At 64.0% G+C, this 20,527-nt stretch carries 21 protein-coding genes; 5 read left to right on the top strand and 16 right to left on the bottom strand.

Translation table 11 applies throughout. From position 1 onward, the window contains the following. Position 1 precedes the first annotated feature (1 nt). The 5 genes from moaB to Q1V57_RS12055 are packed head-to-tail and all read right to left on the bottom strand — an operon-like array spanning position 2 to position 2,819. Complete coding sequence (moaB, locus tag Q1V57_RS12075) at positions 2 to 517, bottom strand: molybdenum cofactor biosynthesis protein B (RefSeq protein WP_300531115.1); 516 nt, start codon at positions 515 to 517, stop codon at positions 2 to 4. Beyond that, positions 514 to 1,032 (bottom strand): molybdenum cofactor biosynthesis protein MoaE, encoded by a 519-nt coding sequence (locus Q1V57_RS12070; protein WP_300531112.1) that lies wholly within the window; start codon positions 1,030 to 1,032, stop codon positions 514 to 516. The genes moaB and Q1V57_RS12070 overlap by 4 nt, the downstream gene beginning before the upstream one ends. After that, on the bottom strand, positions 989 to 1,237 hold the full coding sequence (locus tag Q1V57_RS12065; RefSeq protein WP_300531109.1) for a MoaD/ThiS family protein: 249 nt from the start codon (positions 1,235 to 1,237) through the stop codon (positions 989 to 991). The genes Q1V57_RS12070 and Q1V57_RS12065 overlap by 44 nt, the downstream gene beginning before the upstream one ends. A gap of 1 nt (position 1,238) precedes the next feature. After that, the gene (gene moaA, locus Q1V57_RS12060; RefSeq protein ID WP_300531106.1) at positions 1,239 to 2,258 is read right to left on the bottom strand and encodes a GTP 3',8-cyclase MoaA; all 1,020 of its coding nucleotides are present in this window, start codon (positions 2,256 to 2,258) and stop codon (positions 1,239 to 1,241) included. A 24-nt stretch (positions 2,259 to 2,282) separates the two neighbouring features. Then, entirely contained in the window at positions 2,283 to 2,819 is a 537-nt protein-coding gene (locus Q1V57_RS12055; protein WP_300531103.1) for a molybdenum cofactor guanylyltransferase, read from the bottom strand. Between the two features lie 160 nt (positions 2,820 to 2,979). Here Q1V57_RS12055 and ppa point away from each other — a divergent pair, with 160 nt between their 5' ends. After that, a complete protein-coding gene (gene ppa, locus Q1V57_RS12050; protein WP_300531100.1) occupies positions 2,980 to 3,501 on the top strand; it encodes an inorganic diphosphatase in 522 nt (173 codons plus the stop codon). Positions 3,502 to 3,580: 79 nt separating this feature from the next. Here the strand turns inward: ppa and Q1V57_RS12045 are convergent, their stop codons facing one another. The 7 genes from Q1V57_RS12045 to Q1V57_RS12015 form a co-directional block, all read right to left on the bottom strand. Further along, the gene (locus tag Q1V57_RS12045; protein ID WP_300531098.1) at positions 3,581 to 4,156 is read right to left on the bottom strand and encodes a hypothetical protein; all 576 of its coding nucleotides are present in this window, start codon (positions 4,154 to 4,156) and stop codon (positions 3,581 to 3,583) included. 82 nt (positions 4,157 to 4,238) lie between these two features. After that, positions 4,239 to 5,864, bottom strand: a complete 1,626-nt coding sequence (locus tag Q1V57_RS12040; RefSeq protein ID WP_300531095.1) for an NAD(P)/FAD-dependent oxidoreductase — start codon at positions 5,862 to 5,864, stop codon at positions 4,239 to 4,241. A gap of 52 nt (positions 5,865 to 5,916) precedes the next feature. Further along, positions 5,917 to 6,294: a phosphate acetyltransferase gene (locus Q1V57_RS12035; protein ID WP_300531092.1), complete on the bottom strand. Its 378-nt coding sequence runs from the start codon at positions 6,292 to 6,294 to the stop codon at positions 5,917 to 5,919. After that, positions 6,294 to 6,662, bottom strand: coding sequence for a MaoC/PaaZ C-terminal domain-containing protein (locus tag Q1V57_RS12030; protein WP_300531090.1), 369 nt, complete (start codon positions 6,660 to 6,662; stop codon positions 6,294 to 6,296). Before Q1V57_RS12030 ends, Q1V57_RS12035 begins: the two co-directional genes overlap by 1 nt. After that, complete coding sequence (locus Q1V57_RS12025) at positions 6,659 to 8,155, bottom strand: long-chain fatty acid--CoA ligase (protein ID WP_300531087.1); 1,497 nt, start codon at positions 8,153 to 8,155, stop codon at positions 6,659 to 6,661. The genes Q1V57_RS12030 and Q1V57_RS12025 overlap by 4 nt, the downstream gene beginning before the upstream one ends. A 4-nt stretch (positions 8,156 to 8,159) precedes the next feature. Continuing rightward, a complete protein-coding gene (locus tag Q1V57_RS12020; RefSeq protein WP_300531085.1) occupies positions 8,160 to 8,966 on the bottom strand; it encodes an enoyl-CoA hydratase/isomerase family protein in 807 nt (268 codons plus the stop codon). Next, complete coding sequence (locus Q1V57_RS12015) at positions 8,963 to 9,571, bottom strand: TetR/AcrR family transcriptional regulator (protein ID WP_300531083.1); 609 nt, start codon at positions 9,569 to 9,571, stop codon at positions 8,963 to 8,965. The genes Q1V57_RS12020 and Q1V57_RS12015 overlap by 4 nt, the downstream gene beginning before the upstream one ends. An 84-nt stretch (positions 9,572 to 9,655) precedes the next feature. Here Q1V57_RS12015 and Q1V57_RS12010 point away from each other — a divergent pair, with 84 nt between their 5' ends. The 3 genes from Q1V57_RS12010 to Q1V57_RS12000 all read left to right on the top strand — a co-directional run bounded on the left by Q1V57_RS12010 (position 9,656) and on the right by Q1V57_RS12000 (position 13,887). After that, positions 9,656 to 10,558, top strand: a complete 903-nt coding sequence (locus tag Q1V57_RS12010) for an alpha/beta hydrolase (protein WP_300531080.1) — start codon at positions 9,656 to 9,658, stop codon at positions 10,556 to 10,558. Next, on the top strand, positions 10,558 to 12,852 hold the full coding sequence (locus Q1V57_RS12005) for a TonB-dependent receptor (RefSeq protein WP_300531077.1): 2,295 nt from the start codon (positions 10,558 to 10,560) through the stop codon (positions 12,850 to 12,852). Before Q1V57_RS12010 ends, Q1V57_RS12005 begins: the two co-directional genes overlap by 1 nt. A gap of 81 nt (positions 12,853 to 12,933) precedes the next feature. After that, positions 12,934 to 13,887, top strand: coding sequence for an alpha/beta fold hydrolase (locus Q1V57_RS12000; protein ID WP_300531075.1), 954 nt, complete (start codon positions 12,934 to 12,936; stop codon positions 13,885 to 13,887). Here the strand turns inward: Q1V57_RS12000 and Q1V57_RS11995 are convergent. Continuing rightward, positions 13,884 to 14,246: a BlaI/MecI/CopY family transcriptional regulator gene (locus tag Q1V57_RS11995; protein WP_300531073.1), complete on the bottom strand. Its 363-nt coding sequence runs from the start codon at positions 14,244 to 14,246 to the stop codon at positions 13,884 to 13,886. The two genes, Q1V57_RS12000 and Q1V57_RS11995, sit on opposite strands and share 4 nt — an antisense overlap. A 218-nt stretch (positions 14,247 to 14,464) precedes the next feature. Between Q1V57_RS11995 and Q1V57_RS11990 the strand changes: the two genes are divergently transcribed. After that, positions 14,465 to 14,731 carry a hypothetical protein gene (locus Q1V57_RS11990; RefSeq protein ID WP_300531071.1) on the top strand — a complete coding sequence of 89 codons (267 nt, stop codon included), beginning with the start codon at positions 14,465 to 14,467 and terminating at the stop codon, positions 14,729 to 14,731. 71 nt (positions 14,732 to 14,802) lie between these two features. Here the strand turns inward: Q1V57_RS11990 and Q1V57_RS11985 are convergent, their stop codons facing one another. The 3 genes from Q1V57_RS11985 to Q1V57_RS11975 are packed head-to-tail and all read right to left on the bottom strand — an operon-like array spanning position 14,803 to position 20,443. Then, on the bottom strand, positions 14,803 to 18,078 hold the full coding sequence (locus tag Q1V57_RS11985; RefSeq protein WP_300531068.1) for an error-prone DNA polymerase: 3,276 nt from the start codon (positions 18,076 to 18,078) through the stop codon (positions 14,803 to 14,805). Between the two features lie 9 nt (positions 18,079 to 18,087). Beyond that, a complete protein-coding gene (locus Q1V57_RS11980; RefSeq protein ID WP_300531066.1) occupies positions 18,088 to 19,698 on the bottom strand; it encodes a DUF6504 family protein in 1,611 nt (536 codons plus the stop codon). Next, positions 19,607 to 20,443, bottom strand: a complete 837-nt coding sequence (locus Q1V57_RS11975; protein ID WP_300531065.1) for a hypothetical protein — start codon at positions 20,441 to 20,443, stop codon at positions 19,607 to 19,609. Before Q1V57_RS11975 ends, Q1V57_RS11980 begins: the two co-directional genes overlap by 92 nt. Positions 20,444 to 20,527 lie beyond the last annotated feature (84 nt).

Genomic DNA, 20,527 nt, shown 5'->3' with positions numbered 1-20,527 from the left:
TTCAGACCTCATTCAGGCGGGGGATCAGTTCGACCAGATTGCACGGCCGGTGCGTGCGGTCGAACTCATCCCTCAGGATGTGGTTCCAGGCGTCCTTGCAGCCGCCCATCGAACCGGGAATGGCGAAGACGAAGGTGCCGCCGGCAATGCCTGCAAGGGCCCGCGACTGGATCGTCGACACGCCGACGGATTGATAACTGACCTGGTGGAATACCGCAGCAAAGCCGTCGAGCTCCTTGTCTAACAGGGGGCGGACCGCCTCCGGTGTCACGTCCCGCCCCGTCAGGCCGGTGCCGCCGGTCGTGATCACCGCGTGAATGGCGGGATCGGCGATCCAGGTCTCCAATTGGGCGCGGATGGCCTCGATGCTGTCCGGAGTGATGCCGTGATCGATGACCGTGTGTCCGGCCGCCTCAATCTGATCGCGCAGCCAGGGGCCGGTCCGATCGGTTGTCTCGTCCCGGGTGTCGGAGACGGTCATGACGGCAAATCCGACGGTTTCGGGAATTTCGCTCATAATTTCCTATCCTGTGGCTTTGCCAACCAGCCCTCGGCGGCGGCGTGATCGTCCGCGCGCGGCTCAACCCAGTGGGCCCCGGTACGCGTGTGTTCTTTTTTCCAGAAGGGCGCCTGGGTCTTGAGGACATCGATCATGAATTCCACCGCGGCGAGGGCCGCCCGGCGGTGTGGTGCCGTGGCTGCAACGAACACGATTGGCTCCCCGATCTGCATTCGCCCAACCCGGTGGCAGATGACGGCCTGTGTCAGCGACCAGCGTTCAACGGCAACCTGCGCGATCTCGTCCAATGCCGTCTCGGTCACAGCCGGATAGTGCTCGAGCTCCAGGGCGATCAGCTCCTCACCGGCGCGGACTTGCCCGATAAAGCTGGCGACCGCGCCATCGTGTGCAGACTGACCCGTCAGCTCCGCCAGCATTGCTGCTGGATCAAGAGGCTCGGCGGAAACGCGGATGTGCGTGCTCAGCGCCCTATCCTCCCGAGAAGGGCGGGCAGAAGGCGATCTCGTCGCCATCTGTGACCGGCGTTTGCGGTGTCGCCACGGTGCCGTTGACGATGATGCGGACAAAGGGTTCGGCCAGCACCCAGCCCTTTTCGTCGGCGCTTTTGAAATGAGCGATTATGTCAGTGACCTTGTCGGCGAGTGCCGCATCGAGGACATCTTCAGCCCGGCCCATTTCATCACGCAGGGCGGCGAAAAAGCGGATCTGCAGAGCCATTCTAACCTCCCGTATGCGCCATGGTGCGCCCGACCGAGGGGCCAGCGCCGCGGCTGACATCGAAGTCATGGGCTTCGGGCTTGGCCTGCATGGCTGCATCCAGCGCCTGGTCGAGGGCATCAGGCCCGCCCTCGCGCAGGGCTGCGCGCAGGTCGACCCGGTCCGACTGGCCCAGGCACATGTAAAGCTGGCCGGTACAGGTCAGGCGGACCCGGTTGCAGCCGGCGCAGAAATTTTCGGTCAATGGAGTGATGAAGCCAATCCTGCCGCCGGTTTCCGCCACCCGGACATAGCGCGCCGGTCCGCCGGTGCGATCGGGAATATCGCTCAGCGTCCAGTTTTGTTCGAAACCATCGCGCACTGCAGTCAGCGGCAGGAATTGATCGGCCCGGTCAAAGCCGACATCGCCCATGGGCATCACCTCGATGAAGGTGATGTCGAACCCCTGCTCGTGCGACCAGCTCACAAGCCGGTCCAGCTCATCGGCATTTCCGGACTTCAGGGCGACCGTGTTGATCTTGACCTGCAATCCAGCTTGCGCCGCGGCCTCGATACCGTCCAGCGTGTCGCTGAGCCGGCCGCCGCGGGTCAGGGTGTCGAACCGGCCCGCATCCAGCGTGTCGAGCGACACATTGATCCGTTTGACGCCGGCCGCGGCAATCTGCTCGGCATAACGCGGCAGCTGCGTGGCGTTGGTGGTCAGGCAGACCTCCTCAAGCGCGGTGCTCCCAATCCTGGCGCCCAGATTTTCGATCAGGGTGAGGATGTCGCGCCTGACCAGCGGCTCGCCGCCGGTAATGCGGATTTTACTGACACCACGGCGGATAAAAGCGTCGGCAACATGGGTCAGCTCTTCCAAAGTCAGCAATTGCGCTTTGGGCAGGAAGTCCGGGCGTGCCTTCATGCAATAAACGCAGCGCAGGTCGCAGCGGTCGGTGACAGACAGGCGCAGATAGCTGATCGTCCGCCCGAAAGCGTCGATCAGCGGTGATGCGGTCGCGGTGAAAGCGGTCCGGTCCAAATCAATCCCGTTATTGGCTCGCGCTCAATTTAGCGTCTTATCGAGCGCTGCGAAGTCCTCAGGTGTGTTGATATTGGCAAAGTGATCGGTCCGTGATGGGTCGGTATCAATCCAGTCGACCTCATAAGCCTCGAGCAGCATGCGCATGGAGAAGTGTTCGGGCGGTTCAAACTTGCTGTGGAGGCGGGCGGGGAAGAAGGCCGGGAGCGGGTGGTCGCGATAGGCGCGGGCGCGCTGTGCGCCGACCAGGGCTGTCAGGTCGGACGGCTCAAGCCGTGGCATGTCGACCGGCAGGGCCAGAAAGGCCCGCTTGGTGTTGAGCGTGTTCATGGCGTCATAGAGCGCATGGGCCGGTCCGCAACCGGTCCTGCGGTCGGGCAGGCTGCCGTCGGGGCCGAGGACATGGACGGTGCTGCATCCGGCCGCTTGCAGGCAGGTGCGGGCCCGCTCGAGCAATGACTGGCCGCGCCAGTCCAGCGCGGCTTTGTCACGCCCCATGCGACGGCTTTGCCCTCCAGCCAGGATCAGCCCGACGAGGTCGGAATTGGCGTGTTCGCTCATGCCGGGATCATGCCTCCAGTCTGCCCGTGGGGGCAATTGCGAGGGTAAGCTCACCGCTTGATGCTGATTTTTCATATTGCAGCGCAGCGAAAGCATTGGCGCGGCCTCGCTATCGGCGTATGAGAGGCGCCAATTTCCAGTCCTGCAAGGAGCCCATCCTATGCGCCTTGATAAAATCTCTGCCGGTATCAATCCGCCGGAAGACATCAATGTGATCATCGAAGTCCCGGTCGGCGGCCAGCCGGTCAAATACGAGATGGACAAGGATGCCGGTACGGTTTTCGTCGACCGTTTCCTGCATACGCCGATGATGTATCCGTGCAATTACGGCTTCATGCCGCACACCCTGTCTGATGACGGCGATCCGATTGACGTCATGGTGCTGGGCCAGACCACTTTGATGCCGGGTTGCGTTGTCCGGGCGCGTCCGGTTGGTGTGCTCTTGATGGAAGATGAGAGCGGGCTGGACGAGAAAATTCTCGCGGCGCCGCACACCAAGCTCACGCCTTTCTATGACGACGTGAAGAATTTCACCGACGTGCAGAAGCCGCTGCTGGCCCGGATCACGCACTTCTTCGAGCATTATAAGGATCTTGAGCCCAATAAATGGGTGAAAGTCCAAGGCTGGGGCGATGCCGAGAAAGCCCAGCAGCTGATCATGGAAGCCGTCGCGCGCGCCTGATCCGGCGCTGGTTGGCTGATACAAAAAAGGGGCGGGCTGCGATGATGCGGCCCGCCCCTTTTTGTTTGTCTCCGGGGGTCTAGCAGCGACCGTATCCGGCGCGGTCCGCGTTGGATCCGCCATCGCTATCGGTGCAGCCGGTGCGCGATTGGCGGCCATATCCGGCGCGATCTGCGTTAGATCCGCTATCCCGGTCGGTGTTGCCTGTGCGTGACTGGCGACCGTATCCGGCGCGGTCTGCGTTGGATCCGCTATCGTTATCGGTGTTGCCTGTGCGCGATTGGCGACCGTATCCGGCGCGGTCTGCGTTGGAGCCGCTGTCATTGTCGGTATTGCCGGTGCGGCGTTGCGAGCCGTAGCCGGCCCGGTCGGCATAGGTGCCGCTGTCGTTGTCGGTGTTGCCTGTGCGCGACTGGCGACCATATCCGGCGCGGTCCGCGCCGCTGCCGCTGTCATTATCGGTATTGCCGGTGCGACGCTGGCGGCCATAGCCGGCCCGGTCCGCATAGCTGCCCGAATCGTTGTCGGTTTCGCCAGTATATTGCTGCAGCGCCTCGGCCCGGCCGGTGACCGAGGCCATGGCGCCTGCCGTAACAATGCCCCCAGAGACATTCAGCAGAAATGAGCGGCGGCTCAGCTTGCCCTTCTTAGCCATAGTCCTATCCCCTTCTAAACAGGCATGAAAAGGATAAGGGCTTCGATTAGCGCAACGCAACCAAAAACCATAAACGGGATAGTTATATGCGCCGGGCCCGGACGTCCTTGAGGATTTCCCGCGCTGCGTTATGGCCGGGTGCACCGGTCACACCGCCGCCGGGATGGGTGCCGGAGCCGCATTGATAGAGCCGTTTCAGCGGGCTGCGGTGATCGGCATGGCCGAGGACCGGGCGCGCGGAGAACAGCTGGTCGAGGCTCAGGGCGCCGTGGAAGATATCGCCGCCGACCAGCCCGAATGTGCGTTCCAGATCCAGCGGAGACAGGGCCTGGCGGCCGAGTACGGATTGTTTGAACCCCGGGGCCCATTGATCGACCGTATCGATCATCAAATCCGCTACCGTTTCGCGGTGATCATCCCAGCTTGCCCCGCCGGGCAGGACCGGTGCGACGTGCTGGCAGAACAGGCTGGCGACATGCTGGCCGTCTGGCGCCAGCGTCTCGTCGAGCAGGGACGGGATCAGCATTTCGATGATCGGTTCGCTCGACCAGCCCTGGCGCCGGGCATCGCTATAAGCCTTTTCCATATAGGCCAGGCTCGGCGCAATGATGATGCCGGCGGTGAGATGATCGCCGGCCTCCGGCAGGCAGGTGAAGCGTGGCAGTTCGGACAGGGCGAGATTCATCCGGAAGGTGCCGGAACCGCAGCGATAACGGGCGATGCGGTCGTTGAAATCAGCGGGCAGGGCGTCTTGGTCGACGAGAGAGCCGAACAGGAGTTTGGGATTGAGATTGGAGATCACGGCCCGGCCGCTCAGCACTTCACCGCTTTCCAGCACGATGCCTGCCGCCGCGCCGTCCTCGGTGAGCACTTCAGCCACCCGGCAACCGGTACGGATCTCCACACCCCGGTCTTCACAGCAGCGCGCCATGGCCTGGGTAATCGCGCCCATACCGCCAATGGCATGACCCCAGCTGCCCTTCTTGCCGTTCACCTCGCCGAAGACGTGGTGCAGCAGGACATAGGCGGAGCCCGGCGTATAGGGGCTGGCGTAATTGCCGACGACGCTGTCGAAACCCAACAGGGCCTTGATCGGCTCGCTCTCAAACCAGCCATCGAGCCAGTCGCCTGCGGATTTCGAGAACAGGTCGAGCAGGTCCCGCTTGGTGCCCATGGGCATGCCGCCGAGGCGGCCGCCCAGGCCGGCGGCCTTGATCAGCTCGGGCAGGGCCGAGAGCCAGCCGCCCTCACGCAGATTGGGCGGGGTTTCCAGAACCAGCTGGCGCAGCGTATCGGCAATGGTTTCAAGCCGGGTATTGAATTCCTCCAGCCGGTCCGCGTCTGCTTGGGAAAACTTTGCCACCTGATCGCGTGTCAGGCCTTCACCGGCGAGCAGATAGCCGTCATCGAGCGGCAGGAAATTGCTGACCTTGCGCTCGACGATTTTCAGCCCGTAGCGATGCAGATCAAGATCGGCAATCACTTTCGGGTTAAGCAGGGAGACCGTGTAGGAGGCGACGGAATTGCGGAAACCGGGGTGGAATTCCTCTGTTACCGCAGCACCGCCGACAATGTCGCGCTGTTCCAGGACGGTGACGTTCAGGCCCGCTTCGGCCAGATAGGCAGCGCAAACCAGACCGTTATGACCGCCGCCCACGATCAGCGCGTCGCGTGTCTCGACAGCCGAGTTATGAGAAAGTGCCAGCATGGCGCGGCAGTTTCCATAGCTTGGGCGGATTGGCAATAACCTGCTGGTTGCATTACCCCCAGGCGCCGTCGACATCCCTCGCCATGACCAGGGCGCGGCCGCGCGCCAGCTCGGTGCCATCCTCAAGCCGGCAGGTCGTACTCAGATCGACAAGGTGTTTGTCGGCCCGCAAGCGGGTGATTTCGACGCTCGCTATGATCTCGACATCAAGCGGGGCCGGGCGCAGGAACTCGGTTTCCTGCTTCAGATAATTGGTGCCGCGTCCGGGCAGGTCGACGCCGAGCAGGTCGGAAAAAAGCGCATTGATCAGGGCTTCGGGCACATGTCCGTTGAGGCTGATCGCACCAGTCAGATGACGCAGCTGGTCAGCATCCGCAGGGCTGAAACTGCGCCGGCGCTCGGCCCTTTGTCCCAGTTCCAGCCGGGCCATCAGCGCGCCACCTCGGTTTCGCCGCGGCAGGTGATCTCGCCGTCTGACACTCTGAGGACGGACAGGTCCAGCATTACCCGGTGTTCGCTCTCCTCGCGGATGCGGGCTTCGAAACGCAGTACTTCATCGACCGGTGAAGGGGCGGGGTACATGGTGGATTGGCGTAGCTGGCGTCCGCCCGGCACGAGTTGGTCGACCAGTCCACGCAGCACGGCGCAGAGCATGGCGCCATGGGCCACGGTCTTGCCGAACCGGGTCCGGGCGGCGAATGCCGGGTCGGTATGGATCGCATTGTCATCGCCGGACAAAGCCGCGAAGGCGTCGAAATCGCTTTGCCGGAAGCTGCGAACTAGCGTCGCCTCTTTCACTGGGCCGTCTCCGGTTCGGGCAGAAGGTGTTTTTGCACCTTGCCGGCGGCGGTACGCGGGAAATCGGCGGCGAAACGCACGTATTTGGGCACTTTATAGGCGGCCAGGCGTTCCCGGCACCAGGCCCGCAATTCGTCCTCACCAGCGCTCTGATTGGGGCGAAGCATGATGTGGGCGCAGCCAACCTCGCCCCATTTCTCGTCTGCCACACCGGCGACGGCAGCTTCCAGAACGGCCGGGTGTTCGTGCAGGACATTCTCGACCTCGGCCGGATAAACATTTTCGCCGCCGGAGATATACATCTCCTTGATGCGGCCGGCGACGAAGCAATAGCCGTCTTCGTCGAACCGCCCCAGATCGCCGCTCTTGAGCCAGCCGTCCGGGGTGAAGAGTTTCTCCGTCTCGTCCGGGCGGTTCCAGTAACCGGGGGTCAGGCCCGGCCCGAAGAACTGGATTTCGCCGGTCTCTCCCGGCGCGACGGGCACGCCCTCATGCGATGCGATCCGGGCATCGATCATGACCTGCGGTTTGCCGACCGAGCCGATTTTCTCCAAGGCGCGCTCCGGATCGACCAGGAATGCGGTCGGCCCGGTTTCCGTCATGCCGAACCCGTTGCACACAACAGCACCGCGATCGGCAAATTGCTCAACCAGAATATCGGGCAGCGGCGCCCCGCCGCAGGCCCAGTGGCGCAGACGCGTCAGATCGGTCTTGGCAAAATCCTCGTGCAGGATCAGGCCGCGATAGCAGGCGGGCACACCGATGAAGACATCCAGAGCGCCTTCATCGATCAGTTTCAGCATGGGGCCGGGCTCGAAGCCGGGCAGGATATGGACCAGCCCGCCGGCAATCAGGACCGGGAGCGTGTGCAGATTGATGCCGGCGGTGTGAAACAGCGGCAGGAAGTTGAGCGTCGCATCATCCCCGCGCAGCCCGATGGCCTGGCCGATATTGATATAGTTGATCATCGCCATGCCATAGGTCTGGATGACGCCTTTGGGCTGGCCGGTCGTGCCGGAGGTGTAGATCAGATACCAGGTCTCGTCCTCGGGCCAGCCGGTGCGGCCGGGGTGCGGTTTTGCGGCGTCGCGGGCGCTGGGGTAGTCCGTTTCCAGGTCGAGCACGGTGACGCGCTGGTCCTCGATCGCGATGGCTGCGGTGTCGCGGTCCTCGGCTCCGGTGACCATCAGGGTCGGGGTGCAATCGGCGATCAGGCCCTTGAGCTCCGCGCCGGGCATGCGCCAGTTCAGTGGCACCAGAATGGCGCCGAGCTTGGCGCAGGCGAACATGATCTCGAAAAACTCGACCCGGTTGCGGCACAGGATGGCGACGCGGTCGCCATGGCGGACGCCGCGATCTGCCATCAGGCTGGCCGCCCGGGCGCTACGGTCTTCCAGCTGCGCATAACTCACGCGCTCGCCGGTCTCCACGGTGTGGAAGGCGGTACGGTCAGGACCCAGCGCTGCGCGACGGCGGATAATGTCGGTGATCATGGCGTCAGACCTCCCTGAGCCTGTCGGTTTCGCGTTTCGACCCATTGGCGAAAGCCCGCATGCGGCTCAGCGTGGACGGGCGGGCGATCAGATCGAGAAAGGCGCGGCGCTCGCGATCGAGCTTGCCGGCTAGGGTGTCCCGGTCGACGTTGAGCAGGCCCCGCGAAGCCTGCACGACGGCGCGGTCCATGACCGCAAACCGTTCCATCGCCGCGCGGACGGCAGTGCCGAACTCGTCGGCGGAAACCACTTCATGCGCCAGACCGAGATGCAGCGCCGTAATGGCGTCATAACGGGTATCCGTAGCGATCCAGTTGCGCGCCTGGGCTGCGCCGATCACGTCCGGAAGCATCGCGGTCCAGCCGCCATCGGGCGCAAAACCGATCTGGCCGTAATAGGGCTGAACAAACGCTGTCTCGGCGAAAACGGTGTGGTCGGCGGCCAGAACGAGGCCGAGAGAGCCGCCGGTCACGGGACCATTGACGGCGGTAATCACAAGCGCCTCGCTCTCGACCAGGGCCAGAATGAACTCATTGAGCAGACCGACCAGCCGGTCGGCATAGTCCAGCAGGATCTGGGTGCTGGAGGCATGGTCGAGGAAGCCGCCGATATCGCCGCCGGCGGAAAAGGCCCTCCCGCTACCGGTCAGGATCACGGTATGGGCGCCGCCGTGCTCGTGCAGGGCGGTCAGCCCGGTCTCGATCAGCTGCGGGGTCAGGCTGTTGGCGCGCGCCGGCCGGTTGAGCTGAAGCGTCAGCACATCATGATCGAAATGCGAGATGATGGGGGGCTGCTCCAGCGTCTCCGTCATGGCTTCAGGCCTCCGGAGATCATGTCGATCGCATCACGGGCAATGTCTTCCGGGCTGCGCTGGGTATCCCAGATGCCGAATTTGAGCCCCAGGAAGACGCTCATACCGATCAGCGCCCAGGCCCGTGTGTCGGCATCGCCTGAGCGAATCTCGCCGCGTTCCTCGGCCTCGCGCAGATTGCGCTGATAGCCTTCGGCAAAGCGCTCATAGTGTGCCTTATATGCATCAGGGGCGACGAATTGCGCCTCCTCAATGATGCGGTAGAGATTGCGGTGGGCGCGGGCGAATTCGATGTAGGCCACCAGGCCCTTGAACTCGGCGTCGAGGCGGTCGGTGGACCCGGCGACGCGCTCGGCGATCCAGCTTCTCACCATATGACCCATATGAGCAACAAGTGCCCGGAAAATCTCGTCTTTTGAGTCGAAATAGACGTAGAAAGTGCCGAGCGCGACCTGTGCCCTGCCGGTGATGTCACCGATCGAGGTGGCGTGAAACCCTTCCTCACCGAATGCGATTTCCGCCGCATCCAGCAGCTTGTTCCGGGTGCGCTGACCGCGTGCGGTCTTCGGATTTTTCGAGGCGCTGGCTTTTTGCAAAGTTGACATATGATTCAGTTTTCACAAAATTGGTCCTAACGCAATATGGCACGAAACGAGAAAAACGCCCGTGCCAAGGGGAGTGCGATAAAAATGTTGAGCGCCAAGACCGCGCATCACGATCCATCGCACCGTCGCGAGCTGGTCATGCCCGACGGCAATCCCCTGTGCTATTTCGATTATGGCGAGGGCCCCGCGATTGTGCTGGTGCACGGCTGGGCGGCGTCGTCGCAATTCTTCGAAGATCTCAGCGCCCGACTGGCCCGCGATCACCGCGTGATTATTCCCGATCTGCGCGCCCATGGTGAAACCCCGGCCGGTGATACGCCGCTTTCGATCAAGTTGCTGGCCAGCGATGTCGCCGCTCTGATTGACGCACTTGAGCTCGATAACGCAGTTGCGCTGGGCTGGTCGATGGGCGCCTTGGTGCTGTGGCAATATCTGAGCGAGCCCGGCCGGCGTCCGCTGGCCGGTCTGGTGGTCGAGGATATGAGCCCGCGCATTCTCAATTCGGCCGACTGGTCGCTGGGTATGGTCAATGGTCTTGATGCCGCCTCCAGCGCCCGGGCGCTGGATGTGATGCGCAAGGACTGGCCGGCCTATGTCCGGGCCTTTACTCCGCACATGTTCGCGCGCGACACCGCGCGCGGTAATCCCGATCTGGTCGCGCGCACGAGCGAGCGCATGCGCCATCTCGATTCAGACGCCATGGCCCGCCTCTGGGCTTCAATGGCGCAACAGGATCTGCGTCCGGCCCTGCCGGCAATCCGCGTACCCACGCTGATCGCCTATGGCGGGCGCAGTGATGCCTATGGCCCGGAAACGAGCCGGTATCTCGTTGAAACCCTGCCCAACGCGTCACGACAAGAATTTTCGCGTTCGGGCCATGCACCGCATCTGGAAGAACCGACAGAGTTCGAACATGCGGTCCGCGACTTCGCCAGCCGGGTGCAGACGGCAGCGAACCCAGTTCAGAACATTGAGGGGAGTACCTAATGAAACCGATTTTCAAGATGACCCGGTCGGCCCTGCTTGCGGGTAGCATCCTGGCAACCCTGCCGATGGCTGCACCGGCGGCACTGGCGCAGGATGGCGACCAGATTGAGGACGTTGTCACTGTCACGGCCCGCCGCCGCGAAGAGTCGCTGCAGGACGTGCCGCTTTCGGTTACGGCCTATTCCGGCGAGCAGCTGGAGACCATCGGTGCGGTGGACATCACCACGGTCGGCGAAACCACGCCGAACGTGACGCTGGAAGTGTCCCGCGGCACCAACTCGACCCTGACGGCCTTCATCCGCGGCGTCGGTCAGCAAGACCCGGTGGCCGGTTTTGAAGCCGGTGTCGGCATCTATGTCGACGATGTCTATCTCAATCGTCCGCAATCGGCGGTGCTCGACATTTTCGACGTCGTGCGTATCGAAGTCCTGCGTGGCCCGCAGGGTACGCTCTATGGCCGCAACACCATTGGTGGCGCGATCAAATACGTGACGCGCCGTCTCGACCCGACAGAGGCCACTTTCAATGCCCGTCTCAATGTCGGCAGCTATGGCCAGCTCGATCAGATCATCACCGCCAGCGTGCCGCTGAGCGACACCTTCCGGATCGGTGGCGCCATCGCCAATTATGAGCGCGACGGTTTCGGGACCAATCTGACCCTGGGGACGGAGAATTACGACAAGGATATCCTGGCCGGCCGTGTGTCGATGGAATGGGAGCCGAGCGACACCTTCTTTGTCCGCCTGAGCTATGACACCTCCGAAGACACCTCCAATGCCCGCGGCGGCCACCGTCTGATCCCGGGTCAGCTGTCCGGCGCTCCGGTCCTCGACAACGTGTTTGACTCGCGCGGTGGTCTCAATGTCGTTGATCAACAGGTCGACACGGAAGGTCTTTCCCTGTCCGCCGACTGGACCATCAATGACAACTGGACCTTCCGCAGCATCACCTCGCAGCGTGAAGACTCCAGCACTACGCCGATCGATTTCGACGCTCTGCCGTCAGGCGATTTCGACGTCCCGGCGATCTATGACAACGAGCAGTTCTCGCAGGAATTCCAGGTCCTGTATGAAGGCGACCGTCTCGCCGGTGTGTTCGGCTACTACTATCTCGACGCCTCGGCGCTGACCGTGTTCGACGTGCTGCTCGACAATGTCATCGCCGGCCTCAACGCCCAGACGTTCGGCGAAGTGGACACCGAGACCTACTCCTTCTTCGGTAACTTCACCTATGACGTGACCGACCAGTTCTCGGTCACGCTGGGCGGGCGTTATACGTCCGACGAGCGTACCTCGCGGGTTCTGCGCCGCACTTATTTCGGCGGTTTCTCCGAATTCTTCGGCGGCACCGGTGCAGCGGTTGCGACCACGTCGGACTTCCAGGGCACGAATGACTGGACCGATTTCAGCCCGACCCTCTCGCTCGCCTATGAAATGGACGACCGTAACAACGTCTACTTCACCTACTCGCAGGGCTTCAAAGGCGGCGGTTTCGACCCGCGTGCGCAGACGACCGGTGCACCGGACTTCGACCAGAGCGGTGGCGTGTCGGATGCTGAAATCTTCCGCTTCATGTCCTTCGAGCCGGAAACCGTCGACAGCTATGAAATCGGCTGGAAATTCGCCGGCGACAATTATCGCCACTCGCTGGCCTGGTTCTTCTCGGACTATCAGGACGTCCAGATCCCGGGTTCGGTCGGTATCGACACGACCGGTGACGGCGTCGCCAACGATTTCACCGGTGTCACCACCAATGCCGCTTCGGCAGAGATCTGGGGCATCGAGTATGAAGGCTTCTGGACCCTGGGCGAGGACGTTGCCAATGCCGGTGACAGCCTCGATCTGAGCTGGGCCGTCGGTTATCTCGATGGCGAGTACAAGGAGTTCATCAATGCCTTCGGTGTCGATGTTTCCGATGATGTCGTCATCCAGAACACGCCGGACCTCACCGCCAGCGCGACGCTGAGCTATGTCACTCCGCTGCATGGCGGCGACCTGACCCTGCTCGGTACGGTCTCGCATCGCGGCGATAGCAGCCAGTTCGAATTCCCCTTCGCGGAACTCGACCAGGATGCCTACACGCTGTTCAACGCGTCGGTGGTCTGGGACAGCGAAGATGGCCGTTACCAGGTCGGCCTGCATGGCCGCAATCTCGGCGACGAGGAATACCGGGTCTCCGGCTATGACTTCGTCAACAATGACACGCTCCTCTCCGAGCTTGGCGCAGAAGGCGTGCTGACGGCCTATTACGGCAATCCGCGCACCGTCACGGCAACCTTCGCCGTGCGCTACTAGTCTGCACCTTGGCGGGGCGGTCTCCGGATCGCCCCGTCATCTTTTTTGTTTGTCTTTTATCGTCGGGCAGGACCGGTCCTCATGCGCAATCTCGTTTTCGTCGCTCTCGCCCTTGTCCTGATCGCGCTCGCTGCCTGGGTCCTCCTAGGCAATCGCGACAGCGCTGAACCGACGTTCGAACTGTCCGCCTCCGAACGGCCGATCCCGGACAGCCCCTACTGGTCAGCGTCTGACCGCTGGGTCGATGTCGATGGCATCACTGCCCGCGTGCGCATGGAAGGACCCGCCGATGCGCCGGCCCTGCTGCTCATTCACGGGTTTTCCTATTCGCTGGAAAGCTGGGACGCCTGGGCTGCCGATCTGGCGCAGGACTACCGGGTGATCCGCTTTGACCTGCCGGGGCATGCCCTGACCGGGCCGGACCCGCAGGCCCGCTACAGCGTCGCGGACACTGTTGCGTTCACGCGCTCATTGATGGACGCCCTGGCGCTCGATGAGGCCAGCCTGGTCGGCAATTCCCTGGGCGGTCTGGTGGCCTGGCGGCTCGCCGCAGATCATCCCGAACGCGTCTCCAGCCTGGTCCTGCTGGCGCCCGGCGGGTTTTCCATCAATGGCGTGAGCGAGGAGCCGGTACCGGTTCCCGCGGCCGTGGCCTTCTTCCTCACCCAGGGACCGGAATTTGGTATTGCCGCCGCCTCGCGCACCCTGTTTGGCGATCCCGAGCGCATGCCGGAGGATTTGCCGGCCCGTGTGCACAGCCTGATGCGCCAGCCCGGCGTCGGCGACGCCCTGGTCGAGCGGCTTGAAGTCTTTACCTTGCCGGATCCGCGTGCCGACCTGGCCCGGGTCGAGGCTCCGGCCCTGATCGTCTGGGGTGAGCGGGATGTCATGGTGCCGCCGGCCCATGCCGGCGAATTCGCGGCCCACATGCCCGATGCCCGTATCATCACCTATAGTGATCTCGGCCATGTCCCGCATGAGGAAGCGCCGGCGCGTACGCTGGCGGATGTGCGGGCTTTCCTGGACGCGGGCTAGCGCGCGGCCTTACGGGCCTTGCGGGCGGCGATTTCCGCCTGAAGATCGGCCCAGTCCTGCGGATCGAGATCGCTTTCGCTGAGCACCACCATGCCGGTCAGACCGCTGGTATCAGTCGTCATGCCCGACAGGGCGCGTCCGAGTTTGTGGGTGCGCGCAGTGTCCCGATTGAGCAGCGGCTTGTAGACAATATCCTGGCCCTGGCGCCGGCGCGCCACGGCGCCCTTATTGACCAGGCGGCGCAGGGTCTGCAGCGTTTTGCCGGCGGGTGAACGGGTCGCGACAGCGAGTTCGTCCAGCGAGGCGGAGCCCCGGTCCCAAAGGGCGGACATGGTCTGGTTCTCGATCTCGTTCAGCACGCTGGTCACCCTTGATGTTCACGCAAGTCCAAGCTGACCCAAAGCGTAACACCGCGCCCTGGGTTAACAAAGTATTGCAATATCGACGCCGGTTTTGCGCGGCCCGCGCCGCCACAGCGACGCGGGGGTGAGGCGGAGCGTCGCGGGGCGCTTGGTCGCATATCCGGAGGAAAAGTGTGGCGATAACCTGAGGCTAAATCTTCAGGGAGGCCATCGACATGAACCACAAACACCGCAAGACCTTGCACGCGATTTTCCATCATCCCGAGCCGGCCAATCTGGCTCCGGCCGATGTCGAGCATGTTCTGAGCGATCTCGGTGCTGAGCTGCATGAGCGCAATGGCGCCAAATTCGCGGTCACGCTCAACGGCCATACGGCGAATTTCCATCACGCCAAACATTCGCTGCCCAAGGATGAAGTGCGCGCCATCCGCAAATTCCTGGAGACGGCGGGCGTCGACCCGGAGCGCGATTACGCGCTCTAGTTTCCGGCTTTGATATACAATCTGTGAGCCGGGCCAGCGCGGTATCGCTGGGCCCGGCTTTACCGTTCTGGTCAATGAAAATCCCGGCTCTTGGGCAGGATCTCGCTGAGCCCCTGGCCCTGCATGGCCTTGCGATAAAGCGCCACCGTGCGCGGGTCGACCTGGGGGCGACTGACCTCGTCGGCATGGGCCAGCGCCTCTTCGAAATCGGCACCGCCGGCCAGCGCGGCCAGGCGCCAGCTTTGATCATCGATCCGGTGTGAGACGATGTGGATGACCTCGCCCTCCTTCTGCAGCCGGCCGGTCACAGTCATCAGCTTGGCGCTCATCACCGTTTTGCGGTGACGCTCGAACGTCTTTGGCCAGACGATGACATTGGCGACCCCGGTCTCATCCTCCAGCGTGGCAAAAATCACGCCGCTGGCCGAGCCCGGGCGCTGGCGCACCAGCACCAGGCCAGCGATCGTCACCCATTGTCCGTCCCGCATCTCGCGCAATTGTTCGGCGCGTAAAAAGCCCCGCTCATTGAATTCGGCGCGGAAGAAGGAGAGCGGATGAGCCTTCAGGGAAAGCCGCAGGCTGGCATAATCCTGGGCCACGTTCTCGCCGCCGCTCAGGGCCGGCAGGGCAACCGCGCGCTCCGCTCCATAATCATCGAGCCGGTCGAACAGGGGCAGGGGTTTGCCGGCCTCGGCCAGGGCTGACCAGCCGGCCTTGCGCCGGTCGAGATCGATCGAGCCGAAAGCATCGGCCTGGGCCAGCCGGTCGATTGTGCCGCGGTCGATGCGGGCCCGGCGCGCCAGGTCGGCGACGCTGGCGAAGGGGCCTTCCGCGTGACGCGCTGCGACCAGCCGCGCCGCCATCGGCTCCTTCATGCCTTTGATCTGACGCAGGCCGAGGCGCACGGCAAAGCGGCCGCCGCCCTCGCCGGTAGGCATGTCGAAGGGCAGGCGACGGTCCGGCGGCGGCCCGCTGCACGGTTCCAGCGTCGCTTCCCAATCGGAGTGATTGACGTCGGGCGGGCGCACTTCGACGCCATGATCGCGGGCATCGCGGACCAGCTGCGCCGGGGCGTAAAAGCCCATCGGCTGGGCGTTGAGCAGGGCGGCGAGAAAGACGTCGGGGAAGTAGCGCTTGAGCCAGCAGGAGACATAGACGATGAGGGCGAAGCTGGCGGCATGGCTTTCCGGGAAGCCGTATTCGCCAAAGCCCTCGAGCTGTTTGAAACAGCGCTCGGCGAAGTCCGGTTCATAGCCATTGGCGATCATGCCCTGTTTCAGCTTCATGCCCATTTCGTGGATCGTGCCGGAACGGCGGAAGGCGGCCATGGACCGGCGTAAGCGGTCCGCCTCCGAGGGGGTGAAGCCGGCCGCGACAATGGCAATCCGCATGGCCTGTTCCTGGAACAGGGGCACACCCAGCGTCTTGCCCAGGACATCCTCCAATTCCCGGGAGGGAAACTCGACCGGCTCACGGCCATCGCGCCGGCGCAGATAGGGATGCACCATATCGCCCTGGATTGGGCCCGGGCGGACAATCGCGACCTCGATGACCAGGTCGTAGAAATTGCGCGGTTTGAGCCGTGGCAGCATGGTCATCTGGGCCCGGCTTTCGATCTGGAAAACGCCAATCGTGTCGGCCTTGCAGATCATGTCGTAGACCGCCGCATCCTCGGGTGGAATATCGGCGACACGCAGGGGCCGCTGATAGTGCTCACGGATCATCGTCATTGCCCGGGCCACGCAGCTGAGCATGCCCAGGCCGAGTACATCCACCTTCATCAGGCCGAGCGCGTCGATATCTTCCTTGTCCCACTCCAGAACCGTGCGGTCGGGCATGGCGGCATTGTGCAGGGGCACGATCTCGTCGAGCCGTCCCTGGGTCATGACAAAACCGCCGGGATGCTGCGAGAGATGCCGGGGAAAGCCCATCAGCTCGCGTGCATAGCGCAGCGTCATGGCGATCTCCGGCGCTTCCGGGTCGAGGCCGAGTTCGCTGCGGATCCGGTCATCGGTCAGATCATCGCTGCGCCAGCCCCAGAGTGTTTTGGACAGGGCCGAGATGATGTCACCGGACAGGCCGAACACCTTGCCGGTTTCACGGATGGCCCCGCGCGGGCGATAGCAATTCACCGTCGCGGTCATGGCGGCGCGGCGGCGGCCGTACTTCTCATAGACGTACTGGATCACCTCCTCGCGGCGCTGGTGCTCGAAATCCACGTCGATATCCGGCGGCTCACCACGTTCTGCCGAGACAAAGCGTTCAAACAGCAGGTCAATCCGGGCCGGATCCACTTCGGTGATGCCGATAATGTAGCAAACAGCGGAATTGGCCGCCGAGCCGCGGCCCTGGCACAGAATGTCCTGGCTGCGGGCAAAGCGGACGATGTCGTAGACGGTGAGGAAATAGGCGGCGTAGTCGAGCTCCTCGATGAGGGCGAGCTCATGTGCAACGGCGCGCGTGATGCGGTCCGGCGGGCCGGATGGGTAGCGCCGCTCCAGGCCTTCCTCGGTCAGCCGCCGCAGGGTCTGCATCGGGGTTTCATCTGCCCCGATCACCTCATCGGGATATTGATAGACGAGCTCGTCGAGCGAGAAGTTGATCCGGCCGGCGAGGTCGAGCGAGCGGGCCACGGCGGCCTCATAGCCCTGGAACAGGCGGTAGAGTTCGTGTGGTGGTTTGAGATGGCGTTCGCCATTGGCGGCGAGATGGAAGCCGGCGCGTTTCAGGGTCACATGCTCACGGATACAGGTCACCACATCAGCCAGCGGTTTGCGCTCGGGGGTGTGGAAACGGGCATCGGTTGTCGCCACGGTGTCGATTTCGAGCTCCTGGGCGATGGCGTCGAGCTGGAACAGGCGGCGGCCATCCTGGCCGTCAAACCACCGCGTCAGGGCCAGGGCATGGCGGGCATGCGAGCGGGCCAGTATATGGGCGGCCCGTTCGCGCCAGTGCTCGCTGGCATGTTGTGGCGGGAGCAGGATGAAGACCTGGCCGGGAGAAGCATCGATGACCTCTTCCAGCCAGAGATCGCACTGGCCCTTCACCGAGCGGAAATTGGCATTGGTGAGCATGCGGCAGAGACGGCCATAAGCCTCGCGATCGGTGGGATAGGCAGCGATGTCAAAACCGCAGACCGTTTTCAGCCGCACGCCGACCAGCAGTTTGATCCCGGCATCCTTGGCGGCGAGATGCGCCCGCACCATGCCGGCGAAGGAGTTGGTGTCGGCAATCCCAATGGCGCTCAGCCCCAGCAAGGCGGCCTGAGCCACCATTTCATCGGGATGCGAAGCCCCCGTCAGGAAGGAAAAATTCGTCGCGGCAACGAGTTCGGCGGCGTGGTGCATGGTCTGATCTCAAGAGGCCCCGTGCACGAACCAGTTCGGGGTGCGGGTTTCCAGGCCGAACAGGCCTTCGCGGTAAAGCCAGAAGCGGCGGCCTTCACGGGTTTCGACGCGGAAATAATCGCGCGTGCGGGCACTGAGCTGGTCGCGCCACCATTCCGGGGCCAGACGCTCCGGGCCTTCGGCGCGATGCACGAGATGGCGGACGCGGCGCCAGATGAAGCTGCGCGGCGGGCCGTCGGGAATTTCCGCGACGGCCTGGGCCGGTTCCGGGCGGGCCAGGATGAGGAGCGGGCGGTCCGGGGCGGGCGCAGTGATCAAGGCGGGCGTTTGCGCCGGCTCGCATACGCTCAGGGCGGAACCGCTCAGGGCGGAACCGCTCAGGGATGAACCGGTGAGGGATGGGCCGGGACGCCAGCCTGCCGCGCGCTCGGGTATATGACTTTCACGCCGCCCGGCGCGGCGCACCTGGTCATCGCCGAGGCGGACGACGAGCCGGTCGGTCAGCTGGTCGAGCTCCTCCGGGTCGGGTTCGCCGGTGTGCAAAAGCCCGGCCTGCCGGCCCTTGAGGGGCGCGGTCTCGCGGGCACGCAATTCGACGACATCAATGCCGAAACCGATATCGATCTCGGCCCGGTCGAGTTTTTCGTACAAGAGCCGTGCGATATGGGCCGGGTCGCGCGCCGGCGCGGCCGTGCCGACGCCGAGCAGGATCAGCTTGCCGTCGATACGGTAGAGATTGAGTTCGACCCGGCGCAGGCCCAGCCCCTGGGTCTCGAGCTGTTCACACAGGCTCCGGGCTGTCTCATCGACGCATTGCTTGAGACTGTCGAGCAGCAGCAGCGGCTCGGGAAAGCGCAGACGGGCGCGGCAATCGGTAAGCGGTTGTAACGGGTTGAGGCTTTCCTCGACGCGCCCCGTGGCCTGATCGAGCCGGGTCACAAGCCCGGCTCCGAAACGCCGGGTCAGGCTGGCGCGGGGCAAGGCGATGAGATCGCCGGCCCGCTTGAGCCCGAAACGGCGCAATTGGGCAGCGGTTTCGCCGATGCGCAGGCCTTCGACCGGCATATCGGCCAGGGCGGTGTCGATCCTGTCCGCGCTGACCCAGCCGGTTTCGCTCTGACGGGCCTGGTAGCGCGCCAGCCCCCAGGCCAGGCCGATGCTCGGTGCGGCGGCGGCATAGGTGGTCAGGCCGCGTGCACGACTGGCCTCAAGGGCAGCCGCGATCAGCTTGTCCTCGCCGCCGAACAGCCGGGCACAGCCGGTGATGTCGAGCAGAATACCATCATCGCCGGGTTGGCCGGGGTCTGGCGCGACAAAGGGCGACCAGCGCCCGCAGGCGCGGGCATAGGCCTGGAGCAGGCGTGTATCTGCATCCGGCTTGGCCGGGGCCGTCCGCATCAGGGGTTCCAGCGCCTTGGCGTCGGCCACGGACTGGCCGCGCCTGAGCCCGGCCCGGGCTGCGACCGCATTGAGGGCATAGAGCCGTTCGCCGCCGGTCGTGGTGTGGACCAGGGCAAAGGGTGTGTTGTCAGGCGCGCTGGCGCGCGGGCTTGCTCCGGGGCTCAGGCCGAGCCGTTCTGTCGGCCAGCGGGGCAGGCTCAAGGACATGAAACGCCGCATGCTTCCACTCGATATCGAATTGTTTCGGCGGGCCGCCCCTGACCCGTTCCAAATGCGCCCGGAAACGGGGAGACCCCAGCCCGGGCAAACCTGTCGCCCCGCGCCAGTCCTGCGCCGGCGAAGGCCGGGCCGACAGGCGCCATCGTGTCAGGGCCGCACTGGCCCCGATCATGTCATGGTGCCGCAGCACCAAAGCCAGTCCGCCGCGCGCCTGTGCTGCCATGTGCAGGCGCTTGGTCGCGGTCAGATCGTAACGTGAAGACGTGCCGGCCTCACCCATCACCCAGGCCCCGGCGCGCAGGGCGTCCTCCATGGCCCAGAGGGCATCGGTGAGGCTGTCCGTCTCGGCGAAAATGGTGCGTTCGGGCGCCAGGCCCCATTGCTGCAGGCCCAGCGGGTAGGGCTGGCCGAAATCCTGGCCGCTATTGCGCGCCCGGACCCAGAGCAGCGGCGGTGCTGTGCCGGCGCGGCGCAGGGCCTGGGCCATGAAACCGCTCTGCACGGCCAGCGCAGCAGGGGTGTCGAGATAATCTTGCGGGCAAAATTCGTGCAGCCCGGTACCGAGGTGCAGCTGGCGGTCCACCTCCAGCAAGGGGCCTGCGGCCAGGGCCGGGTCTTGCGCTGCAGGCGCATGCGCGTCCTCCGTCGCCATAGTCAGCGCGGAGGCCGGCATCAAATCCCTGATTTTGGCGCGCAGCTTCTCCAGCTGCGCCGGTCCGTCTGGACGCGAAGACGCAGATCGCATGATCTATCCCATAGTCGATGTTCTTCTTATGTTCTCACTTGCGGCAGGAGAGTCAAGGCCGGAATCGTAAGGCCTCCAAACGCA

The sequence above is a fragment of the Maricaulis sp. genome, from assembly GCF_030149425.1.
Classification (GTDB): Bacteria; Pseudomonadota; Alphaproteobacteria; order Caulobacterales; family Maricaulaceae; genus Maricaulis.
This window is presented reverse-complemented; position numbering and strand designations above follow the sequence as displayed.